The 20112-nt window shown below is 41.7% G+C and carries 12 protein-coding genes; 3 read left to right on the top strand and 9 right to left on the bottom strand.

Features of this window, described 5'->3' with window-relative positions:
- Positions 1-132 precede the first annotated feature (132 nt).
- Positions 133-720, bottom strand: a complete 588-nt coding sequence (locus I6F41_RS04635) for a DUF4202 domain-containing protein (RefSeq protein WP_011329771.1) — start codon at positions 718-720, stop codon at positions 133-135.
- 184 nt (positions 721-904) lie between these two features.
- Between I6F41_RS04635 and I6F41_RS04630 the strand changes: the two genes are divergently transcribed.
- Positions 905-2632 carry a DUF885 domain-containing protein gene (locus I6F41_RS04630; protein WP_011329770.1) on the top strand — a complete coding sequence of 576 codons (1728 nt, stop codon included), beginning with the start codon at positions 905-907 and terminating at the stop codon, positions 2630-2632.
- A gap of 55 nt (positions 2633-2687) precedes the next feature.
- Here the strand turns inward: I6F41_RS04630 and I6F41_RS04625 are convergent, their stop codons facing one another.
- The 6 genes from I6F41_RS04625 to I6F41_RS04600 all read right to left on the bottom strand — a co-directional run bounded on the left by I6F41_RS04625 (position 2688) and on the right by I6F41_RS04600 (position 15200).
- Positions 2688-3149: a TlpA family protein disulfide reductase gene (locus I6F41_RS04625; protein WP_179807756.1), complete on the bottom strand. Its 462-nt coding sequence runs from the start codon at positions 3147-3149 to the stop codon at positions 2688-2690.
- Positions 3150-3272: 123 nt separating this feature from the next.
- Positions 3273-5234 carry a hypothetical protein gene (locus tag I6F41_RS04620; protein ID WP_197107784.1) on the bottom strand — a complete coding sequence of 654 codons (1962 nt, stop codon included), beginning with the start codon at positions 5232-5234 and terminating at the stop codon, positions 3273-3275.
- A 190-nt stretch (positions 5235-5424) separates the two neighbouring features.
- A complete protein-coding gene (ilvD, locus tag I6F41_RS04615) occupies positions 5425-7104 on the bottom strand; it encodes a dihydroxy-acid dehydratase (RefSeq protein ID WP_197107782.1) in 1680 nt (559 codons plus the stop codon).
- A 147-nt stretch (positions 7105-7251) separates the two neighbouring features.
- A complete protein-coding gene (locus I6F41_RS04610) occupies positions 7252-8742 on the bottom strand; it encodes a glutamate synthase subunit beta (protein ID WP_089369085.1) in 1491 nt (496 codons plus the stop codon).
- A 20-nt stretch (positions 8743-8762) separates the two neighbouring features.
- Positions 8763-13370 (bottom strand): glutamate synthase large subunit, encoded by a 4608-nt coding sequence (gene gltB, locus I6F41_RS04605; protein ID WP_197107780.1) that lies wholly within the window; start codon positions 13368-13370, stop codon positions 8763-8765.
- A 624-nt stretch (positions 13371-13994) separates the two neighbouring features.
- A complete protein-coding gene (locus tag I6F41_RS04600) occupies positions 13995-15200 on the bottom strand; it encodes an anhydro-N-acetylmuramic acid kinase (RefSeq protein ID WP_182683765.1) in 1206 nt (401 codons plus the stop codon).
- Between the two features lie 481 nt (positions 15201-15681).
- Here I6F41_RS04600 and I6F41_RS04595 point away from each other — a divergent pair, with 481 nt between their 5' ends.
- Complete coding sequence (locus I6F41_RS04595; protein WP_197107778.1) at positions 15682-16710, top strand: NADP-dependent oxidoreductase; 1029 nt, start codon at positions 15682-15684, stop codon at positions 16708-16710.
- Positions 16711-16759: 49 nt separating this feature from the next.
- Positions 16760-17377: a glutathione S-transferase family protein gene (locus I6F41_RS04590; RefSeq protein WP_197107776.1), complete on the top strand. Its 618-nt coding sequence runs from the start codon at positions 16760-16762 to the stop codon at positions 17375-17377.
- A 97-nt stretch (positions 17378-17474) separates the two neighbouring features.
- On the opposite strand, the gene I6F41_RS04585 is transcribed toward I6F41_RS04590, so the two are convergent.
- Entirely contained in the window at positions 17475-17783 is a 309-nt protein-coding gene (locus I6F41_RS04585; RefSeq protein ID WP_176359701.1) for a YkgJ family cysteine cluster protein, read from the bottom strand.
- Between the two features lie 116 nt (positions 17784-17899).
- Positions 17900-19846 (bottom strand): RecQ family ATP-dependent DNA helicase, encoded by a 1947-nt coding sequence (locus I6F41_RS04580; RefSeq protein WP_197107774.1) that lies wholly within the window; start codon positions 19844-19846, stop codon positions 17900-17902.
- Between the last annotated feature and the right edge of the window lie 266 nt (positions 19847-20112).

The following is a 20112-nucleotide window of genomic DNA, read 5'->3' as shown; positions in this document are numbered from 1 at the left end:
GGTACTAGGTACTAGGTACTAGGTACTAGGTACTAGGTACTAGGTACTAGGTACTAGGTACTAGGTACTAGGTACTAAAATATTAAATGGCGTACATTAAATGTACGCCATTTTTTTGTTTAAAATAAAGTATTACGCAACCGCTTTATGAATAAGCCCAACTAACGGTTCGGGTAATGTTACATTACCAGCGAGCACAAAGTCGCGTGCCTCTACTGACATTTTTTGCCACGTGCGACGAATAATGCCAAGCCATTTTTGTTCATCATAATCTGGTTTGGTACTGGTAAAGGCCAACATATAATGTTCAATAAACACCAAACTTGCAATATCCTCCACTAACTGACTGTCTGGGTTGCGTTTAATATCTTGCTTAGCTACCGCGGCATAAACCCGTTGTTGCTGTGCTTCGTTAAAGCCAACTTGTTGCATCAACTCAATTACCCTTGAGGCATGAAATATATAAAGTGCACTACGCCACTGATGATACCCCTGCTTATTCATAGCAAAGTTACTGCGCGGCGACTGCCAGCGTTCAATATGCTGGCCGCGTACTGCTATTTGCATAAGCTCATCGGCATTAGGGTTAAAACGCGCTAACATTTCGCTCATACGAGTTGCGTATAAACTTTCTTTTGGCAGGCTCTGAGCATTATATATTTCAGTATTAGGGTCTTGGCTATTTGCTTGATCAATTAAAGTTATTACTTGGTTAAGCATTGTTTTATTAGGTGCGCTATTTAGCATGGTACTTATATTTAACTTGAGTTTACTTTACACCATTCTAAGCCGCTCAAAACGAATAAGCGAGTACTGAACGTTAACCGCACTAACGAAGTGTTATCTATAAACAGCACGTGTTAACCTTGAACGATAAAAATTAACTCGCTAAAACGAGATAAACATGTTCAAAAAAAGTATTTTAGCTATTTGCTTAACCCTAGTTTCGCTGCCAAGTATGGCTGATAACAATGCCGATTTAAAAAATATAATTGATAAACATTGGCAACACGCCCAAGCTGAAAAAATATTTTTTCGTACCGATCCCGACGGCTGGAAACCCAATGGCAAGTTAGCTAATTGGACCGAGCACGCTATTGCTCAGCGTCAACAGTACAATGATGCCGTGCTCGACAATTTAAAAAACATTGATCCTAGCAAGCTCAACGACGCGCAGTTAATGAATTACCGATTATTTAAATATGAACGAGAAACCGAGCAACAAAGCTATCTATTTCAGGATAAGTATTTTCCAGTAAACTTTTTAAGCGGCTGGCATACCTACTTTGCTGAAGCACCGGCCAATATGGCATTTTTAACTGCTAATGATTATGATCACTTTTTAGTCAGCCTTGCCGACTACCCTCGTTTTAATCAAGAAAACATTAACTTGATGAAAGCAGGGATTAAAAATGGTTATACGCACTACTGTAAAACCTTTGAAAATTACAGCAGTAGCATTAGCGCTCATATCGTTAAAAAACCTGAGAACAGCGCCTTATACGAGCCCTTTACCCGTATTCCGAGTACGTTTAGTGCAGAGCAAAAAGCCACATATCAAAACAAAGCAAAAGCTTTAATTAGCTCAAAAGTAGTACCCGCTTATCAGCATTTTTACGACTTTTTTGAAAACGATTACATGCCTAATTGCAGAGCCGAGCCTGGTATTTCAAGTGTTAAAGATGGCCTTGATTACTACAAATATACGGTAAATTATTACACCACCACCAATGCCACGCCAAAACAAATACACGAACTTGGCTTAAAGGAAGTCGCACGTATAAAAACGCAAATGCAAAACATCATTGATAAAGTGGGCTTTGATGGCACTTACGCTGAGTTTTTAGAGTTTTTAGCGAACGACAAGCAATTTTACGCAACAGACGCGCAAGACTTGCTCGAAAAAACCGCTTTTATTACCCAAAAAATGTATGGCAAGTTACCCACCTATTTTGGCCATTTACCGCGCAACACCTTTACCATTAAAGGCTCAGCAAGTCGCGGCGCGTTTTATATGCCACCGCCTGATAACCGCTCACCAGGTACTTATTTTTTAGCTTCAACACCTAAAATACAGCCTTTATATAACCTAGAGGCACTGAGTTTACACGAAGCAATTCCTGGGCATCATTTACAAAATGCCGTTGCCATGGAGTTAAATGTCCCCCAGTTTAGACGCACCTTAAGCCACTCTGCATTTGGCGAAGGCTGGGGCTTGTACAGCGAACGTTTAGGCAAAGAAGCCGGATTTTATCAAGACCCTTACAGCGACTTTGGCCGTTTGGGCTACGAAATGTGGCGCGCAGTGCGTTTAGTGGTTGATACCGGTATTCATGCCTTTGGCTGGAGCCGCCAAAAGGCTATTGACTACTTGGCAGATCACACAGCCTTGCCGCAAAGTGCGGTTGAGGATCAAATAGATCGTTATATTTCTTGGCCAGGCCAAGCACTGTCTTATAAAATGGGCGAGCTAAAAATACGTGAACTGCGCGCAAAAGCCGAAAAAGAGCTAGGTGCTAAGTTTGATATACGCCAGTTTCACGACACTGTAATCGGCCAAGGTTCACTGCCAATGGCGGTGTTAGAAGCGGTAATAAATGAATGGATTGCACAACAAAAGTCCGTTATTTGATGTCTGTGGCGCTGAACATTACTCAGCGCCTTTAACCTGCAAGCCCACTCGATTATTAAGGTAGGTTTTTTGTAAGATCTTGCGCAAGTGTGCCCGCTGGTTTTTCAACCATACGTGTTAGTTCTTTGCCATTTTGGCTAACTATAATAGTAGGTGTGTATTGTAAATTATGAGCCTGTGCTACGCCGCTAGCATCTTGCTTGTTGTATCCTACGGCTACAAATTTAATACTCTCTAATTGTACTTTCGACTGTTCAAGCAGTTTAATTAAACGCGGAACTTCGCGCGCGCTATCATGGCACCAAGTACCAAATAATACGGTTAACTCCTTCCCCTTTAATTTTTGTATTAGCGTAATATCTTGTTTGCTAGGGGTAAAGTTTTTATATTGCTGAGCAAAGTTATCATATTCTGCAAGTAAATCTGCCGCGCTAATCCCCCCAGTATAAGGCGCTGTAGCCCCAAAAGTGGACAGTGGCAAACACAGAAAAAAGAATAAAACTAATTTTTTAAACATTAAGGCGCCTTTTTGTATTAATACTGTGAGTGTTTTATTTACTCGATTTAAGAGTATAAGTTAAGTTGATATATGGCTATTTTACAACCAAAGAAAGTCAATAGCATTACTATAATCAAGCCATTATTTATTGTTATCCATAAAAAAGTTTACTTGCGATAACTGCGTTAAATACTCTCGTCTTGCATCTTTATCTTGCGCTAATTTGTCTAAATCACCAATTAATGTAACTAACTTATTATGTGAATAATGGTTGGTATTTTTAAAATCATCTGGCTCACCAATCTCGTTTATACGTTCTTTTTTATCCATTTTGTGGCTGTTTTCGTTGTTTTCAAGCCAAATATCGTTAATAAGGCGAATGTTACTTTCGTGAGTGGTTTTTTCAGTAAGTGCCATTTTTAGCTCATACTGTGATTTATCTTGGTTGTATTGATAGGTTTTTTTATCAATATCTATTTGCTGATATTGATCAAGTCCAACTAACTCGTTATTTTTAACGGCGGTATTAATATTGTAACTTTCTTCGCTGTCGTAATAATCGGGCCGGGTATTTTGATAGTCAAAATGGCTACTTACGTTTTTACTTTGCGTAACCCCTTTTAGCTCACCTGACTTTTGTTGCTCGGTGGTTTGGCTTAGCGCAACATTACTTTTAGGCTGATAGTCGCCTCTGTCCATAGCAAACTCAAATTTTGCATCAAAATCAGCTAACTTAGAAATTCCCGCCCCTAAAGAATTTTGCGTACTGTTGCCAAGCCCTTGATAGCGAGGATCGTTCGTGATCATGTTATCGACTAAATCGGCAACCATAGCGCGCCCGTCATTAAATTGCTTATCTGCAAGTGACTCTATACTACTATAACGTTCAGCCGCCGACGACATACTTGCAAAAGCCCCTTTAAACAATTCAAAGCCTTGTTGCATTGTCTTGTCGCCCTTACGACCAAATGCCGAGTCTTTACTATCCTCGGTACTGTTTACTCGGCTATCTTCTAAGCTTTGATCGAGCGACGCTAAATACTGCTGCATTTGCTGTGTGTCTTTAGCACCAATGGTCGACATATCGAGTGCAAAGTCTATTTCGTTTTGCCCACTTTCTGATTTAAACACAAGTGCTTGCTGATTCGATGCTTCATCAATTGAGTAACTTAAATCAAGCGTGTTTTCGCCTGTATCAAGCACATCATTTTGCGTTGTTGAAAAAGACACATCAAAACCAGATAACTGCTGATGATTAAAATCAGCTAAAAAGTCTAAGTTCATATCGCCTTGGTTTACCGGCACATAACGGCTGTTAGCATATTGACTGACTTTAAAAAACTCATCAGCCATTTCACCAACACCCGCCATAACCTGCGTTAAAGCCGCATGTTCAGCCTCAGATAAATCGCCATTTACTTCGTAACTTATGCCAAAGCTATCAACGGCTTCACCCGTTTTTTCATCGTAACCTTGCGATGAATTAAAAGTGATATTTATTACATCACCCTCTTTGGTTTTTACCGAAAGTTCAAATAAATAGTTATCGTCATCTTCATACTTAGTGCGGTTAAGGCTTTCCATATAAGGATTAAGCGCACGCTCAACACGCTGCTGACTAGAGGCTAAAAATGATGTTTGTTGATGCCCTAATTGCCCCAGATTAAATAAAATATCACTGGTGTTGGCGTAAGCACCCTGAATATCTGTTACCGATTTATTTAAGCGTTGTATGAGCTTATCGCTATGCTCATTTTTAAGTAGCCCCTCTTGCTGACTCGTTATTACAGTACGTATAGCTAACTCTTCAGCGCTGTAGTGGTAGCTCGATATATTTGCTTTTTTTGCAGGAGTGATCAGCACCGAAAGTTGTTGTTGCAGTAATTGGGCAACTTTTTCGTCGCTAAACTGACTGAGAAAATCGGACGTTATTTTGGGTGATAGCTCTGGTGTTAACTTTGTTGCTAACTCTGGTATTAATTTTGGCGCTATTTCGAGTGGGCTATGTTGCAGTTTGCTGCTAAGGGTATGGTTTGCATTATCAACTGGCAGTACTTGCTTTGTCGCTAAACTAGAGTGGTTATTTAACCCATTGTTAATCATGATCATCCTTAATCGCAAACTGCTATTAAGTATATATCGGTCGGCCAACTAAAAACTTGAGCGATTTATAACCTTGTTACTTAAATTACAAATAAAGTAACAAGGTTATCTAGGGCGTGTTGATCTTTGCGGATTAAAACTCGCTCTATTTAGGGGAGTTTAATCACTAATTTTAGCGATTAATTGTGCCTTAACTTGGCTTATCGGTCACGGCTCCGGTAGAAGCTGAGCTTACTGTTCTGGCATATTTTGCTAGTAATCCGCGGGTGTATTTTGGCGCAGGTTGTTGCCAACGTTGTTTCCTACTGGCCATTTCTTCATCAGTAATATTAAGAGTCATTTCACGGCTTTGCGCGTCAATGGTAATGCTGTCACCATTTTCTACTAGTGCAATGGCGCCGCCTTCGTAAGCTTCTGGTGTAACGTGCCCTACAACAAAACCCCTACTACCACCTGAAAAACGACCATCGGTAATAAGCGCCACATCGTTACCTAAACCTTTACCCATAATAGCTGAAGTGGGGCTTAGCATTTCACGCATACCTGGGCCACCTTTAGGGCCTTCATAGCGAATTACTACAACGTCTCCGGCTACTACTTGCCCATCTATAATAGCGGCAAAACCTTGCTCTTCTGAGTCATATACTTTTGCGTTGCCGGTAAAGCGTAAACCCTCTTTACCCGTAATTTTTGACACTGCTCCTTCTGGCGCTAAGTTGCCAGCTAATATAACTAAATGACTGTCTTTTTTAATTGGCTGATCAAAAGGTAAAATAATATTTTGCCCTGCTGGGTAATCTGCTACATCGGCTAAATTTTCGGCCATGGTTTTGCCTGTCACTGTCATACAGTCACCGTGCAGCATACCGGCATCTAATAAACGCTTCATCAGTGGCTGAATGCCACCAATTTCAATCAACTCCGACATTAAATATTGACCGCTTGGGCGCAAGTCGGCAATTACTGGTGTTTTATCGCCAATACGCACAAAGTCATCCAATGTTACTTCAACGCCTACCGCATCAGCCATAGCAATTAAATGCAGCACCGCATTGGTTGAGCCGCCTAAGGTAATGATCAGCGTAATTGCATTTTCAAACGCTTTTTTGGTCATAATATCGGAAGGTTTAATGTCATGCTCTAGCAAATAAACAATCGCTTTACCCGCATCAATACAGCCTTGTTTTTTGTTTTGTGAAATAGCATTTTGCGCAGAACTATTTGGCATACTCATGCCTAAAGCTTCAATTGCTGAGGCTAACGTATTTGCCGTGTACATACCACCACACGAACCAGCCCCTGGTATGGCTGTTTTTTCAATATGTTCTAATTGCGTAATTGGAATATCGCCTGCCGCGTAGCTGCCCACCGCTTCAAATACCGAGACTATATCGGTATGATTTTCACCGGGTAAAATTGTACCGCCGTACACAAATATAGAGGGGCGGTTTAAACGTGCTAAACCCATTAAACAACCCGGCATATTTTTATCACAACCGCCAATAGCAATAATACCGTCGTGGCCCATACCCGCCGATACCGCTTCTATTGAGTCGCAAATTACTTCGCGTGATACTAAAGAATATTTCATCCCTTCGGTGCCCATAGAAATACCATCGGATACGGTAATGGTATTATATATAACGCTTTTCGCACCGGCGCTATCTACGCCTTTACCTACTTCTTCGGCAAGTGTATTAATGTGCATATTGCACGGCGTTACCATAGACCATGTAGAGGCAATACCAACTTGAGACTTTTTAAAATCGTCATCATTAAAACCTACCGCTCGTAACATAGAACGACTAGGAGCCTGAGCGCTACCATCTACAATTTTTTGTGAATATTTACGTGGTTTTTCAGAAGTCATTTCTTACCTTACCTACTTTTTACAAGGTTTATTAATAGAACAAATTATAAAAACAAGCCCCACCTTGCATAATTAATGCGGTAGGGCTTGCTATAATAGATGGTTTTAACTTTTAAAGCAGTTAAAGTTTACAGACTTGTAATCGCTTTAAGGCAAATAGCTTTTACCCATTAAATAGCTGTCAACCTCACGCGCGCAGCGTCGACCTTCATCTATTGCCCACACAATTAAGCTTTGTCCGCGACGACTATCGCCTGCGGCAAATACGCCAGGCTTGCTTGTAGCAAACTTATCGTACTGTGCTGCAATATTAGAGCGAGCATCCTGCTCTAAACCAAATTGTGCAACAAGGCCACCTTCTGGCCCCATAAAGCCCATAGCAATCAGTACTATATCGGCAGGAATTATCTTTTCACTGCCCGCTACTTCTTGTGGCACCATTTGCCCTTTATCGTTAAGTTGCCAAGTAATATCTACAGTGTGCACAGCTTTAACATTACCTTGCCCGTCACTTTCAATTTTTTTAGTCATCACTAAATATTGACGTGGATCTTGGCCTTGTACTGCAATAGCTTCTTTTTGGCCGTAATCAACCAACAAACGTTTCGGCCATTGTGGCCAAGGATTGCTGCTCTCGTCGCGTTGCTCGGGTGGACGAGGCATAATTTCTAGCTGAATAGCACTTTTACACTGATGGCGAAGCGCAGTACCAATACAATCGGTGCCGGTATCACCGCCACCTATAACCACTACATTTTTGCCTTTCGCATTAATGAACGCTCCGTCTTGATGTTCGCTATCGAGCAAGCTTTTGGTATTGGCTGTTAAAAAGTCCATCGCAAAATGCACACCGTTAAGTTCGCGCCCTGCAACGGGTAAGTCGCGCGGTACTGTGGCACCAATACATAACACGACTGAGTCAAAGTCAGTTTCTAACTGTGCCACACTAATGTCTTTGCCTACTTCAGTATTAGTAACAAAAACAATGCCTTCTTGGGCTAAAATATCAACCCGACGTTGCACTAATTCTTTTTGTAGCTTCATGTTTGGAATACCATACATTAGCAAGCCACCAATGCGGTCGGCGCGCTCATATACAGTAACCATATGGCCAGCTTTATTTAACTGTGCTGCAGCGGCAAGGCCCGCTGGGCCCGAACCAATTACGGCTACATTTTTACCAGTGCGAGATGCAGGTGGCTCAGCAACCACCCAACCTTGCTTAAAGGCATGATCAATAATTTCTTTTTCATGTAACTTAATAGCCACCGGATCGGCGTTAATACCCAGTACACATGCACCCTCACAAGGGGCTGGGCATACACGCCCAGTAAACTCAGGAAAGTTATTGGTTTTATGCAATAGCTCTACTGCATCTTGCCAGCGGCCGCGATAAATTAAGTCATTCCACTCCGGTATTACATTATTTACCGGACACCCAGCTACTGCCGGTGCAAATTCTGATTTTGCCGACTGACAAAACGGCACGCCACAATCCATACAACGCGAAGCTTGCTGCTCTACATCTGCTTGTGGTATTTCTTCATATACTTCCAGCCAGTCAATTAAACGTTCACCTGCGTTACGCTCAGTTGGCAAGGCACGACCTACGTTGATAAACCCTGTTGGATTTCCCATAATATATTCTCCTTGGCAGCTTAAGCTTTAGCGCTAGCTATGTTGTTTAAATGAATGTCGAATGCTTCTACGGCAATGTCATACTCTGAGGTGAATTTTCCGCTACTGCGTACATCATTCATATAACCTTGCATGCGTTTGTAATCAACCGGCATTACTTTAACAAAGCGCTTAACATTGCTGTTCCAATCTTTTAATAAATCACTGGCAACATCTGAACCTGTAGCATCAAAATGTTGGCTAATTAAGACTTTTAATTCGTGGCTTTCAGCGTCGGTATCTACACTTTCAAGTGCGACCATTTCCATGTTGCATTTAGCCGAAAAGTCATTATTTACATCAAGTACGTAAGCAACACCGCCCGACATACCTGCAGCAAAGTTTCGACCAGTTGCGCCCAAAATAACCACTTTACCGCCGGTCATGTATTCACAACCGTGATCCCCCACACCTTCAACAACGGCTGTTGCGCCCGAGTTACGTACACAAAAACGCTCCCCCGCTATACCGCGTATAAAGGCGCTACCAGAAGTTGCTCCAAAAAAGGCCACATTACCAATGAGGATATTTTCACTAGCAGCAAACTTAGCTTGTTTACTAGGGTACACCACTAAATTTGCGCCAGAGAGTCCTTTACCAAAGTAGTCGTTGGCATCGCCTTCAAGTTCAAAACGTAAACCCCTGGTTGAAAAACAACCAAAGCTTTGCCCCGCTGAGCCGTTAAACTTAACCTTAATAGTATCTTGCGGTAAGCCATCTGCATGGTACTTTTTAGAGATTTCGTTAGAGATCATCGCCCCTATGGTTCTGTCGGTGTTAATCACATCGTATTCAAGCGCCACACTTTGCCCAGAATCTAGTGCCGCTTGAGCATCTTTGATCATTTTGCGATCGATAATGTCGTCGATTAAATGCTTTTGCTTTATTGATTGATACAGAGTTTCGTTTTCAGCGCATTCTGCTTTGTGTAATAGTGGAGTTAAGTCAACGCCTTGGTATTTCCAATGGTCAACATCTTTGCGCTGCGTAAGGCACTGAGTTTGGCCTACCATTTCTTCAATACTTCTAAAGCCAAGCTCAGCCATAATTTCGCGTAAACCTTCTGCCATCATGGTAAAAAAGTTAACTAAAATATCGGCACGACCAGTAAACTTGTCGCGCAGGCCTTTATCTTGTGTGGCAATACCAACTGGGCAGGTATTTAAATGACACTTACGCATCATAATACATCCCTCAACCACCAATGCTGTGGTAGCCATGCCGTACTCTTCTGCACCAAGCAGCGTTGCAATAGCTAAGTCGCGTGGCGTTTTAAGTTGCCCATCGGTTTGTACCGTAATACGGCTACGCAGTTTATTACGCACCAAAGTTTGATGCGTTTCAGCCAAACCCAGTTCCCACGGTAAGCCCGTATGTTTAATTGAGCTCAGTGGTGACGCACCGGTGCCGCCATCGTGGCCCGCAATCAGTACCACATCGGCATAGGCTTTTGCCACACCCGATGCAACCGTACCTACACCCGCTTCTGATACTAATTTAACGTTAATGCGCGCGTCGCGGTTGGCGTTTTTAAGATCGAAAATAAGTTGCGATAAATCTTCAATAGAATAAATATCATGGTGTGGCGGCGGCGAAATTAAGCCCACCCCTGGCGTAGAGCCACGAGTTTTACCTATCCATGCATCTACTTTATCGCCGGGTAATTGCCCACCTTCGCCCGGTTTAGCGCCCTGCGCCATTTTTATTTGTAGCTCATCGGCATTCGCTAAATAATGGCTAGTAACACCAAAACGACCCGAAGCCACTTGTTTAATTCGCGAATTCATTGAATCGCCATTTTCAAGCGCAGTATAACGAATTGGGTCTTCGCCGCCCTCACCGCTGTTACTTTTACCGCCAATGCGGTTCATAGCTATAGCTAAAGTAGTGTGTGCTTCCCACGAAATTGAGCCAAACGACATAGCACCCGAGGCAAAGCGTTTAAAAATGTTGGCAACCGGTTCCACTTCGCTCAAGGCAATAGCAGGACGATCGCTATTCAATTGTAATAAACCCCGTAAGGTAAAGGCTTCTTTACTTTGATCGTCCACCGTTTTTGCATACTGCTTAAACTGCTCAACATTATTACTGGCTGTTGAATGCTGCAGTAAGCGAATTACCGTGGGATTAAATAAGTGCCGTTCACCATCATGACGCCACGAGTATTCTCCGCCCGTAGGCAGTAGTTTATCTATAGCAATGCGGTTGGCCTCAGGGAAACCCTCACGGTGGCGTAATAGCGCCTCTTGGGCAATTTGATCTAGGCTTAAGCCTTCAATACGGCTAACCGTACCGGTAAAGTACTGATCAATAACCTCAGAGTTAATGCCCAAGGCTTCAAAAACTTGCGCACCTAAATACGACTGTAGCGTTGAAATACCCATTTTAGAGAAGGTTTTCAACAAGCCGCTGCCGACCGCTTTGGTGTATTTTTGGGTAATTTGTTCATTTGTTAAGTTAGTATCAAGTACGCCTTCATCACGTAAACCATACATGCTCTCTAGGGCTAAATACGGGTTAACTGCCGCAGCGCCATAACCAATAACAGTAGCAAAATGATGCGTTTCGCGTATATCACCCGACTCCAAAATTATATCGGCAGATGAGCGTAGTTTTTCACGAATTAAATAGTGATGCACCGCTGCTGTTGCCAATACCGAAGGTATAGCAACATGGTCGCTGTCTACGCCACGGTCACTTAAAATGAGTATTTCATAATCATCTTCAACGGCATTTTTGGCATATAAACAAATACGATCCAGTGCTCTTTTTAGTGCACCTGGCCCACCGCTGGCTTTAAAAGTAATGTCGATCGTTTTAGCTTGAAGATGATTGTTATCTATATACTGTAGTTTGCGTAATTGCTCATTGGTCAATACAGGCTGTTCTATTTCAACCTTATGGCAATGCCCAGGTGTTTCATCGAGCAAGTTAAGTGAGCGGCCAATATAACCGCGCAACGACATAACCAACTCTTCACGAATAGGGTCGATGGGTGGGTTGGTTACTTGCGCAAATAACTGCTTAAAATAATGTGATAATTGTTGCGGGCGATGCGACAGCACTGCAAGCGGCGTGTCGGTACCCATAGCGCCTAGTGGCTCTTTAGCCGTACCAACCATACCCGCCAGTACTAGGTTAAGATCTTCGCTGGTGTAACCAAATGCTTTTTGTATTTTTCGCAGCTCTGCCAATGGCGGCTGGGCAAAAGACGCGCTAGGAACGGGTAAATTGTCTAATTCAATTTTGTTTTCAGCTAACCAACGAGCATACGGCTGAGCCGAGCTAACGTGTTGTTTTACTTCGTCATCACTAATAATGCGACCTTGCTCTAAGTCAGCAATAAATATTTTACCCGGTTGCAAACGCCCTTTTTCAACAACCGTTGATTGATCAACGCACAATGCACCGGTTTCAGAGCCCATCACTAGCGTGCCATCTTCGGTTAACAAGTAACGCGAAGGGCGCAAACCATTACGGTCAAGTGTTGCACCAATAACGTTGCCATCGGTAAACGATAACGATGCTGGGCCATCCCAAGGCTCCATAATACACGCATAGTATTCATAAAATGCGCGCTTGGTGGCATCCATATTGGTTTGTGTTTGCCATGCTTCTGGCACCATCATCATCATTACTTGCGCCAAAGACCGCCCGCTGAGCACTAATAGCTCAATAGCCATATCAAGATTAGCCGAATCTGAGTTATCGTTATTACACACCGGATTTAACATATTCAATTCAGCATCGCTAAAATTAACCGAGCTAAACAATGCCTCACGAGCATTCATCCAGTTAATATTACCGCGTACCGTATTAATTTCACCATTGTGGGCTATATAACGAAACGGCTGCGCGCGGCGCCAAGCAGGAAAAGTGTTGGTTGAAAAACGAGAATGAAACATCGCCATTCCCGAAATAGTACGCTCGTCTTGCAGATCAAGGTAATACTGGCGCACTTGCTCGGTAGTAAACTGGCCTTTATAAACAATTTTGGTAGATGACATTGAGGTTACATAAAATTCGTCACGTTCGGTGAAATCTAAACCATTAATTTTATGCGATGTGTATTTACGCAGCACAAACAGCTTACGTTCAAATTCTTGTGCGCTTAGCGCTTGCGGCTTAGCAATAAACACTTGCTCAATATTTGGCTCGCTTTCAAATGAAGCCGCGCCTAACATAGAGTTATCGCCCGGAACATCCCGATACCCTATTAAGGTTAAACCCAGTTCGGCAATATTTTGATTTAGTATTTTTTTACACGCGTCGCTAAGTGCTTTATCGCGCGGGAAAAAAATCATCCCCACACCATAGTTTAAGGCGCTTGGCAGCGTCCACCCTAGCTTTGCGGTTTCTTGACGGAAAAACTCATGAGGAATTTGAATAAGAATACCAGCACCATCACCACTTTTAACGTCAAACCCTGTTCCACCACGATGTTCCATGCAGCTGAGCATGGTGAGTGCATTTTCGATAATATCGTGTGACTTTTTACCCTTAAGGTTAGCGACAAAGCCAATGCCGCAACTGTCATGTTCAAATTCAGCGCGATAAAGACCTTGGGATTTTTTGCTCATATCATTCATTACTTATTCCTATTTCATCAGCCTATTGCTATCAGCTAAATTGTGCTTACTAATTAAGTCATATATTTTTATATACTCGAGGTATGCGCTTATCTCATTCAAAAAATCGTTAAAATGCCTAAAACAGCCACTGTAAAATCTTTTTGAATTTGTATAGTGCAGTATTTATTAGTGAAAACTTTAATCAAAGGGGGATAAAAACTAGCCGTAAAATAACGCTGAGTCAACCAAGAAATGAATATACATTCAGATTATATGAATATATATAGTCAAAAATAGTTATTAACAGCCCATTTACACTGCATTTAATAACTATGCCTTATGTTTTAAAAAAGCGCATAGTTGATTTGGATGGGTTTGGTCTTTTTAGTTATAAAAGTGCACCACTAAGGCCTGAGGGGCGAAACTAAGGGAGGATTGGTGCATCTTTAAAAAGTAAATAAGCAATAACATTTTTATAATAATTAAAGCGCAGCTGCAATTAATTACTACAAAACAATATTCACGCTAATGGCAGCGCAAAAAAATAAGCTTACCCTAAAACAGTAAGTCGCAGTTATGCAAAGGCCAAACAGTGAGTTTGGCTAGGTCTCACCTAAAAACTTAAGCTTAGAATATGTGGTTTCAATCTGCAAAACTCACTTTACCCATAGTAACGCCTGCAATTCCTTGAGCTTTATTATCAAGGTGTAGCTGCTCACCGGCTAAGCATTCGTTAGCTAAAATAGCAAAAAGTACCGCTTCTTTCGCGTCGGGATCAACCCCTAATGCGTGAGTATTTTTAAAACCTTTTATGGCCGGACAAAGCGTTACTAAATGTTGCATTAAGAGTAAATTGTGAATGCCGCCGCCACTGGCATACACCACACTATTGGGCGCCATTTTTACACACGTATTTAGCGCATTGGCAATAACCTCTGCGGTAAAGCGGTTTAAGGTGGCCATTACGTCTTGATGACTTAACTTTTGGGTATTTGAAGCCTGTTGCGCAGCCTCTAAATAAGCCAGATTAAACACTTCAGGGCCAGTAGTTTTTGGCATTTTTAGGGTTAAAAAATGATTGTCGCAAAGCGCTGTTAGTAACGCAGTATTAATAACGCCCGCTTTCGCTATCGCAGCGTTTTCATCGTAATGCATGTTATTAAAATAACGCTGCACATAGGCATCCATAATGGTATTACATGGGCCAATGTCAGAGCTAAATACTGCGTTGCTATCGCCATTTTGGGGTAAAAAAGTGAGGTTAGCTATACCGCCCATATTGAGCAAAATACGGTTTTCGTCAGAGCTTGAAAAAAACAAATAATCACCATACACGGCAAGTGGTGCGCCCTCGCCGCCTGCTGCTATATGCTTTTGCCTAAAATCGCCAATGGTAGTAATACCTGTAGTAACGGCTATTTGGTCGCTGTCGCCAATTTGTAAAGTGCCATTGTTAAAATCGTTATACTGATGCTGGCTTTTAGGACAGTGGTAAATAGTTTGTCCGTGGCTGGCTATTACATCTATATTGGCTGGGTTTACCTGCCAGCTGTTTAAACACTGATTAACCATGTCGCCATGTAATTTACCAACCCAAGGGTGCAGTAACGTAAGGTATTCTAAGTTGCATTCACGCTTGGCAAATACCTGCTTTATTTTTGTTTTGTAATCATCGCTATAATCAACCGTAGTAAACTTTAAAACCTCAATTTGGGTATGCACACCCGCGGCAGTTATTTTACATAAGGCAACATCAAGTCCATCTAACGAGGTACCACTCATTAGGCCTATAATTAATCGGCTTGGCTTTAACGCACTGTTATAAAGCTTACTAATGTGTGGGTGCATAATAATTTCGCATCTATTGTTGTTAAGTTAATAGCATTCATTTTAGAGTAGTTTAAATAAAAGTTATAGCGCTATAGAAATCAGTTAATCCACTTATAAACTCACCTTAGAGTAAATACTCACACCTTGGGGTTGATTTTTTAACCGTGTGCCCAAAACTCCTGTATTAAGATATACATACTTAACCTGAGCTCTGGTTAAGAGATTTACTAACGTATTGAATCATCGTTATATTTGATTTTATTTTCTCTAGCCAGAGGTTTTCAGTGAAAACAAGGCGAATTTACGCGTCAATAGCTGGCCTATTGCAAGTAAATTCAACGCAGTTAGCGCTGAAAATAGCTGCTTGAGATAAGTTTATTATCCGGAGCTCAGGTTTCTTACTACTTATCTGCGCATTATTGTTTAGTTTCAACTTTGCTTTAAACACAAACTAAAACATTCAGATCAAAGTAGTTCACTCATCTATTGGAGATTTTATATGTCAGTAACCAGTCGACAACTCACGTTAGCATCACGCCCACACGGTGCTCCTACCGATGAAAACTTTGCATTAAAAACACTAGAGCTGCCGCCATTAAAAAATGGTGAAGTATTACTGCGTACCATTTACTTATCCCTTGACCCTTACATGCGTGGCCGCATGAGCGACGCTAAATCGTATGCCGACCCAGTAAATGTTGGCGACGTGATGGTTGGGGCAACTGTATGCCAAGTTCAAGAGTCTAAAAACGACTCCTTTAGCGAAGGCGAATGGGTATTGGCTTACACTGGTTGGCAAGACTACGCTATTAGCAACGGCGAAGGGTTAATGCAATTAGGCAAAGAGCCTGCTAATCCTTCGTATGCACTAGGTATTATGGGAATGCCGGGCTTTACCGCTTATATGGGATTACTTGATATTGGTGCACCTAAAGCAGGTGAAACCGTGGTCGTTGCTGCAGCAACAGGCCCTGTGGGCGCTACCGTTGGCCAAATTGCAAAAATTAAAGGCTGTAGAGTCGTCGGCGTTGCCGGTGGCAGTGAAAAATGTAAGCACGCAGTAGAAGTATTAGGTTTTGATGCCTGTATTGATCACAAAGCAGATAATTTTGCACAGCAACTTGAACAAGCCTGTGATAACGGTATTGATGTTTATTATGAAAATGTGGGCGGAAAGGTATTCGACGCCGTATTGCCACTTCTCAATACATCAGCACGCGTACCTGTGTGTGGTTTAGTGTCGCAGTATAACACAACTAGCTTACCAGAAGGCCCTGATCGTTTGGGTATGCTAATGGGGCAAATACTCTCTAAGCGTATTAAAATGCAAGGCTTTATTATTTTTGACGATTATGGCCATCGTTATGATGAGTTTGCAACCGCTATGCAGCAATGGCTACAAGATGGAAAAATTCAATACCGCGAACATATGGTAGAAGGCATCGAAAATACCATTACTGCCTTTAACGATATGATCAGCGGAAAAAACTTCGGTAAAACCGTAGTTAAAATTAACAGCCCACTTTAAATTTAATGCGTTGCTGTCTATATAAAGTAGCAACGCAACAAGGATTACTATGATCAAGCTACATCATTTAAATAAATCACGCTCAAAACGTATTATCTGGTTACTAGAAGAATTAGCCGTAGATTATGAAATAGTTGCTTACCAACGTAATAAAGACTCTTTTTTAGCCCCAGATGAACTTAAACATATTCATCAGCTTGGTAAGTCGCCGGTGATAGAAGATGATGGGATTATTGTTGCCGAGTCGGGCGCAATTACCGATTACCTCATTACTAAATACGGTAACGGAAAGTTTGCACCTAAAGCAGGCACTAGCGATTATGTTGATTATCAGCAATGGCTACACTTTGCCGAAAGCTCAGCTATTTTACCGCTGCTGCTTAAAATGTTTGTATTAAAAGATGGCGCTAAAACCCAGTTTTTAGAAGGTTACGCCGACGCCGAAACAGCTAAAGTAATAAGCTACTTTAACGATCGCCTAGCAGGCAAACGTTACTTAGTAGGCGACACCCTAACCGGCGCCGATTTTATGATGTCGTTTATTGTCGAAATTGTTAAAAACTCAGGTCAACTAGCGCACTTTAAAAACCTAGTTAAGTACGATGAGCAATTACAAAGCCATGAAAAATTTCATACCGCACAAGAGCTTGAAGCTAAATACGATTAATAATCGGCTGGTATTAGTTTTATAGTTATACCAATTACATTAAATTAGTACACATTTAAAAAGGGCCTTGGGCCCTTTTTACGTTTGCTGTAATAATTTAAATTCCGCCTAGCTCGCGCTCGGTAATACACTCATCCGACGCCATTTCAAATTCGCGACACACTAACGGGCGGTTTTCGTAAATAGAACACATGAGTGTGTTGCGATCGAGGGCTTGGCACCAGCCATCATCGGCACGTTTCATTACTTCGCTGCCCCATTTATCGTATTCAATATAATGAAATGGCACACCGGTATCTGTCACTATGCGTACTTCTAATTGGCAGCAACAGGCTTGGCAATTAGCACACGTAACAGGCTCTGGGGTGGTGGTGAGGTTTTTAACCGGAATAACAATTTGAGGCATAGTGGCTTAATAAAATAAAGTAAGCCACTAGGATACACCAACTAAGCTCAAATCGGCAGAGTAAATCTATCTCTAGGGGCTATTTTAAAGGCTAACTAGGTTAAATTTAGCTAATATTATGCTAGCTGACGCGCCAGTAATTTCGCTTTAATATCACTGTAGCGCATCGCTTCACACAGCGCAAAACCACTCAATTGGCGCACTTTATTGCGTGCAAATAAAGGCACGCTCATGCCCGCTAAAAAGCGACATTGGGTTTCTATACCTACGTTATTAAAGCCTTTACTGGCTAGGTGCTGTAAAAACTCATCTACTTTTTGATAAATTACACTCTCATCAACAACATCTGCTTGCACTGAATATTCAAGCTTAACACTGTGGCCTCTGCATACTGAGCAATGGCCGCATTGCTGGGGCGCATTTTGATCGTCAAAATAACGGGCAAGGTTGTAGCTTAAACAGCTTTGCAACTCAAAAAAGCGTACCAATGCAGCTATACGTTTTATTTCGGCTTGTTCTTTATCGGTAAAATAATCATGCAGTTGCTGCGCAAGTTCAGGGTTGTTTATCACCTCACTATGCACTTTATACACTTGGGTAATACGTTTGGTTTCTAGGGTAATAAGCTGTTTTTCGGCTAAGTAGTCAAGCGCCGCAACCACTCGTTTTCGATCGACTTGCGCGGCTTGTGTCAGGCTATCAAAATTAAGCGTGCCCCATACTTTTTTAAAATCGGTATGGCTAAATATTTGCGTTAAAAATGCTTGGCGCTGCTCATCAAACTGGCCTAGCAACTCGTTTTTATCAACCAAAAACTTATATTTAAAATCGGCGTAGTAAGCGTATTGCGGCGTAATTGCACCTTGCATTTCTAGCTGTACTAACAAAGTTTTAAGCGCAAGTTGCCTAATATTACTGTCGCTTGAAAGGCTATATTCTTGCATTTCCCATTGCTGCTGCGAGCTGTGGTGCTGGCGAATATCGTTAATTACATGCTCAATACCGCTTAGCTCTGGGGTGTCGCCATACACAAAGTTCTCTACTGTATTTAACCCATCAAGGTTGGCTAAGGTAAAACACTGTGACGGGTTACCATCGCGCCCTGCTCGGCCTATTTCTTGGCTGTAGTTTTCAATCGATTTAGGTAAGTCGTAATGAATAACAAAGCGAATATCGGCTTTATCTACGCCCATTCCAAAAGCAATCGTAGCCACTACTACATTAATTTTACCACCCATAAAGTCATCTTGAATTTGCCATCTAAGTGTATCTTCAAGCCCAGCATGATACGCCACCGCTTGCAGCCCTTGATTGCTTAGCATATTAGCCACTTGTTCGGCACTTTGCTGCAAGGTAACATACACAATACCTGGGCCATTTTGTGCGCTAATAATGTTAGCAAGCTCGGTATTTTTATCCGCCGTTTTTACACTCAGCACACTTAAGTCTAAATTAGCGCGGTAAAAACCGGTTTGTACAATGCACTCTGGGGCAATGGCAAAGCGCTCGGCCATATCGCGCTTTACTTTTTTAGTCGCGGTGGCGGTTAATAATAATACCAGCGGAATATTAAGCTCTTCACGGTAGCGTGGTAGTTTTAAGTAGTCGGGTCTAAAGTTGTGTCCCCACTCAGAAATACAGTGCGCTTCGTCAACAACCAACATAGACACTGCTATTTGGTTAATAAACTCTCTAAAACGCTCGTTCTTAAAGCGTTCAACCGACACCATTAACACTTTAACTTTACCGCTGCGAACATCGTTCATTACTGTGCTGCTTTGCATTTGGTCTTGGCTCGAATCAAGGCTGGCAGCATAAATACCTTTGCTGTTTAAAAAGCTAATTTGATCTTTCATCAATGCCAATAATGGCGACACCACTAAGGTTAAATGTGGTAAATGCAACGCGGTTAATTGATAACACAAAGACTTACCCGAGCCGGTGGGAAATATAGCCAACGACGATTGCCCATTTAACAGCTGCTCTATGGTTTGCTGCTGCCCGCCTCTAAACTGATTAAAGCCAAAGTGTTGCTCAAGTGATTGAATTAATGAAGGGGTCATAAAATATCCTGTTTAAATATTTCCCTCAAAAGGAAAAATATTCCTACACGGTAAAACCTAAGTAAGTATAAAAATACACACTATTTAGCTTTAAAAGTGTGAGTATAACTTATTCATTATTTTTTGCTGACACATCCTTTATTTAGGCGCAGAATATAGCCATATAAATAACGAGTTTAGCCTTTGCCAAAATAACTTGATTCATACCCAAGTAACCTCAAAAAAATAATTCTACATAGATTATTTGGGTATATTATTTTTAAAGG

Origin of the sequence: Pseudoalteromonas sp. SCQQ13 (genome assembly GCF_015864415.1) — a bacterium.
Lineage (GTDB): Bacteria > Pseudomonadota > Gammaproteobacteria > Enterobacterales > Alteromonadaceae > Pseudoalteromonas > Pseudoalteromonas nigrifaciens.
This window is presented reverse-complemented; position numbering and strand designations above follow the sequence as displayed.

Coding starts and splice junctions, on each gene's coding strand:
- I6F41_RS04620 (WP_197107784.1), bottom strand. CDS start 5,234: ATGATTAACAATGGGTTAAATAACCACTCTAGTTTAGCGACAAAGCAA.
- I6F41_RS04635 (WP_011329771.1), bottom strand. CDS start 720: ATGCTTAACCAAGTAATAACTTTAATTGATCAAGCAAATAGCCAAGAC.
- I6F41_RS04580 (WP_197107774.1), bottom strand. CDS start 19,846: ATGACCCCTTCATTAATTCAATCACTTGAGCAACACTTTGGCTTTAAT.
- I6F41_RS04630 (WP_011329770.1), top strand. CDS start 905: ATGTTCAAAAAAAGTATTTTAGCTATTTGCTTAACCCTAGTTTCGCTG.
- ilvD (WP_197107782.1), bottom strand. CDS start 7,104: ATGACTTCTGAAAAACCACGTAAATATTCACAAAAAATTGTAGATGGT.
- gltB (WP_197107780.1), bottom strand. CDS start 13,370: ATGAATGATATGAGCAAAAAATCCCAAGGTCTTTATCGCGCTGAATTT.
- I6F41_RS04610 (WP_089369085.1), bottom strand. CDS start 8,742: ATGGGAAATCCAACAGGGTTTATCAACGTAGGTCGTGCCTTGCCAACT.
- I6F41_RS04585 (WP_176359701.1), bottom strand. CDS start 17,783: ATGCCTCAAATTGTTATTCCGGTTAAAAACCTCACCACCACCCCAGAG.
- I6F41_RS04595 (WP_197107778.1), top strand. CDS start 15,682: ATGTCAGTAACCAGTCGACAACTCACGTTAGCATCACGCCCACACGGT.
- I6F41_RS04590 (WP_197107776.1), top strand. CDS start 16,760: ATGATCAAGCTACATCATTTAAATAAATCACGCTCAAAACGTATTATC.
- I6F41_RS04625 (WP_179807756.1), bottom strand. CDS start 3,149: ATGTTTAAAAAATTAGTTTTATTCTTTTTTCTGTGTTTGCCACTGTCC.
- I6F41_RS04600 (WP_182683765.1), bottom strand. CDS start 15,200: ATGCACCCACACATTAGTAAGCTTTATAACAGTGCGTTAAAGCCAAGC.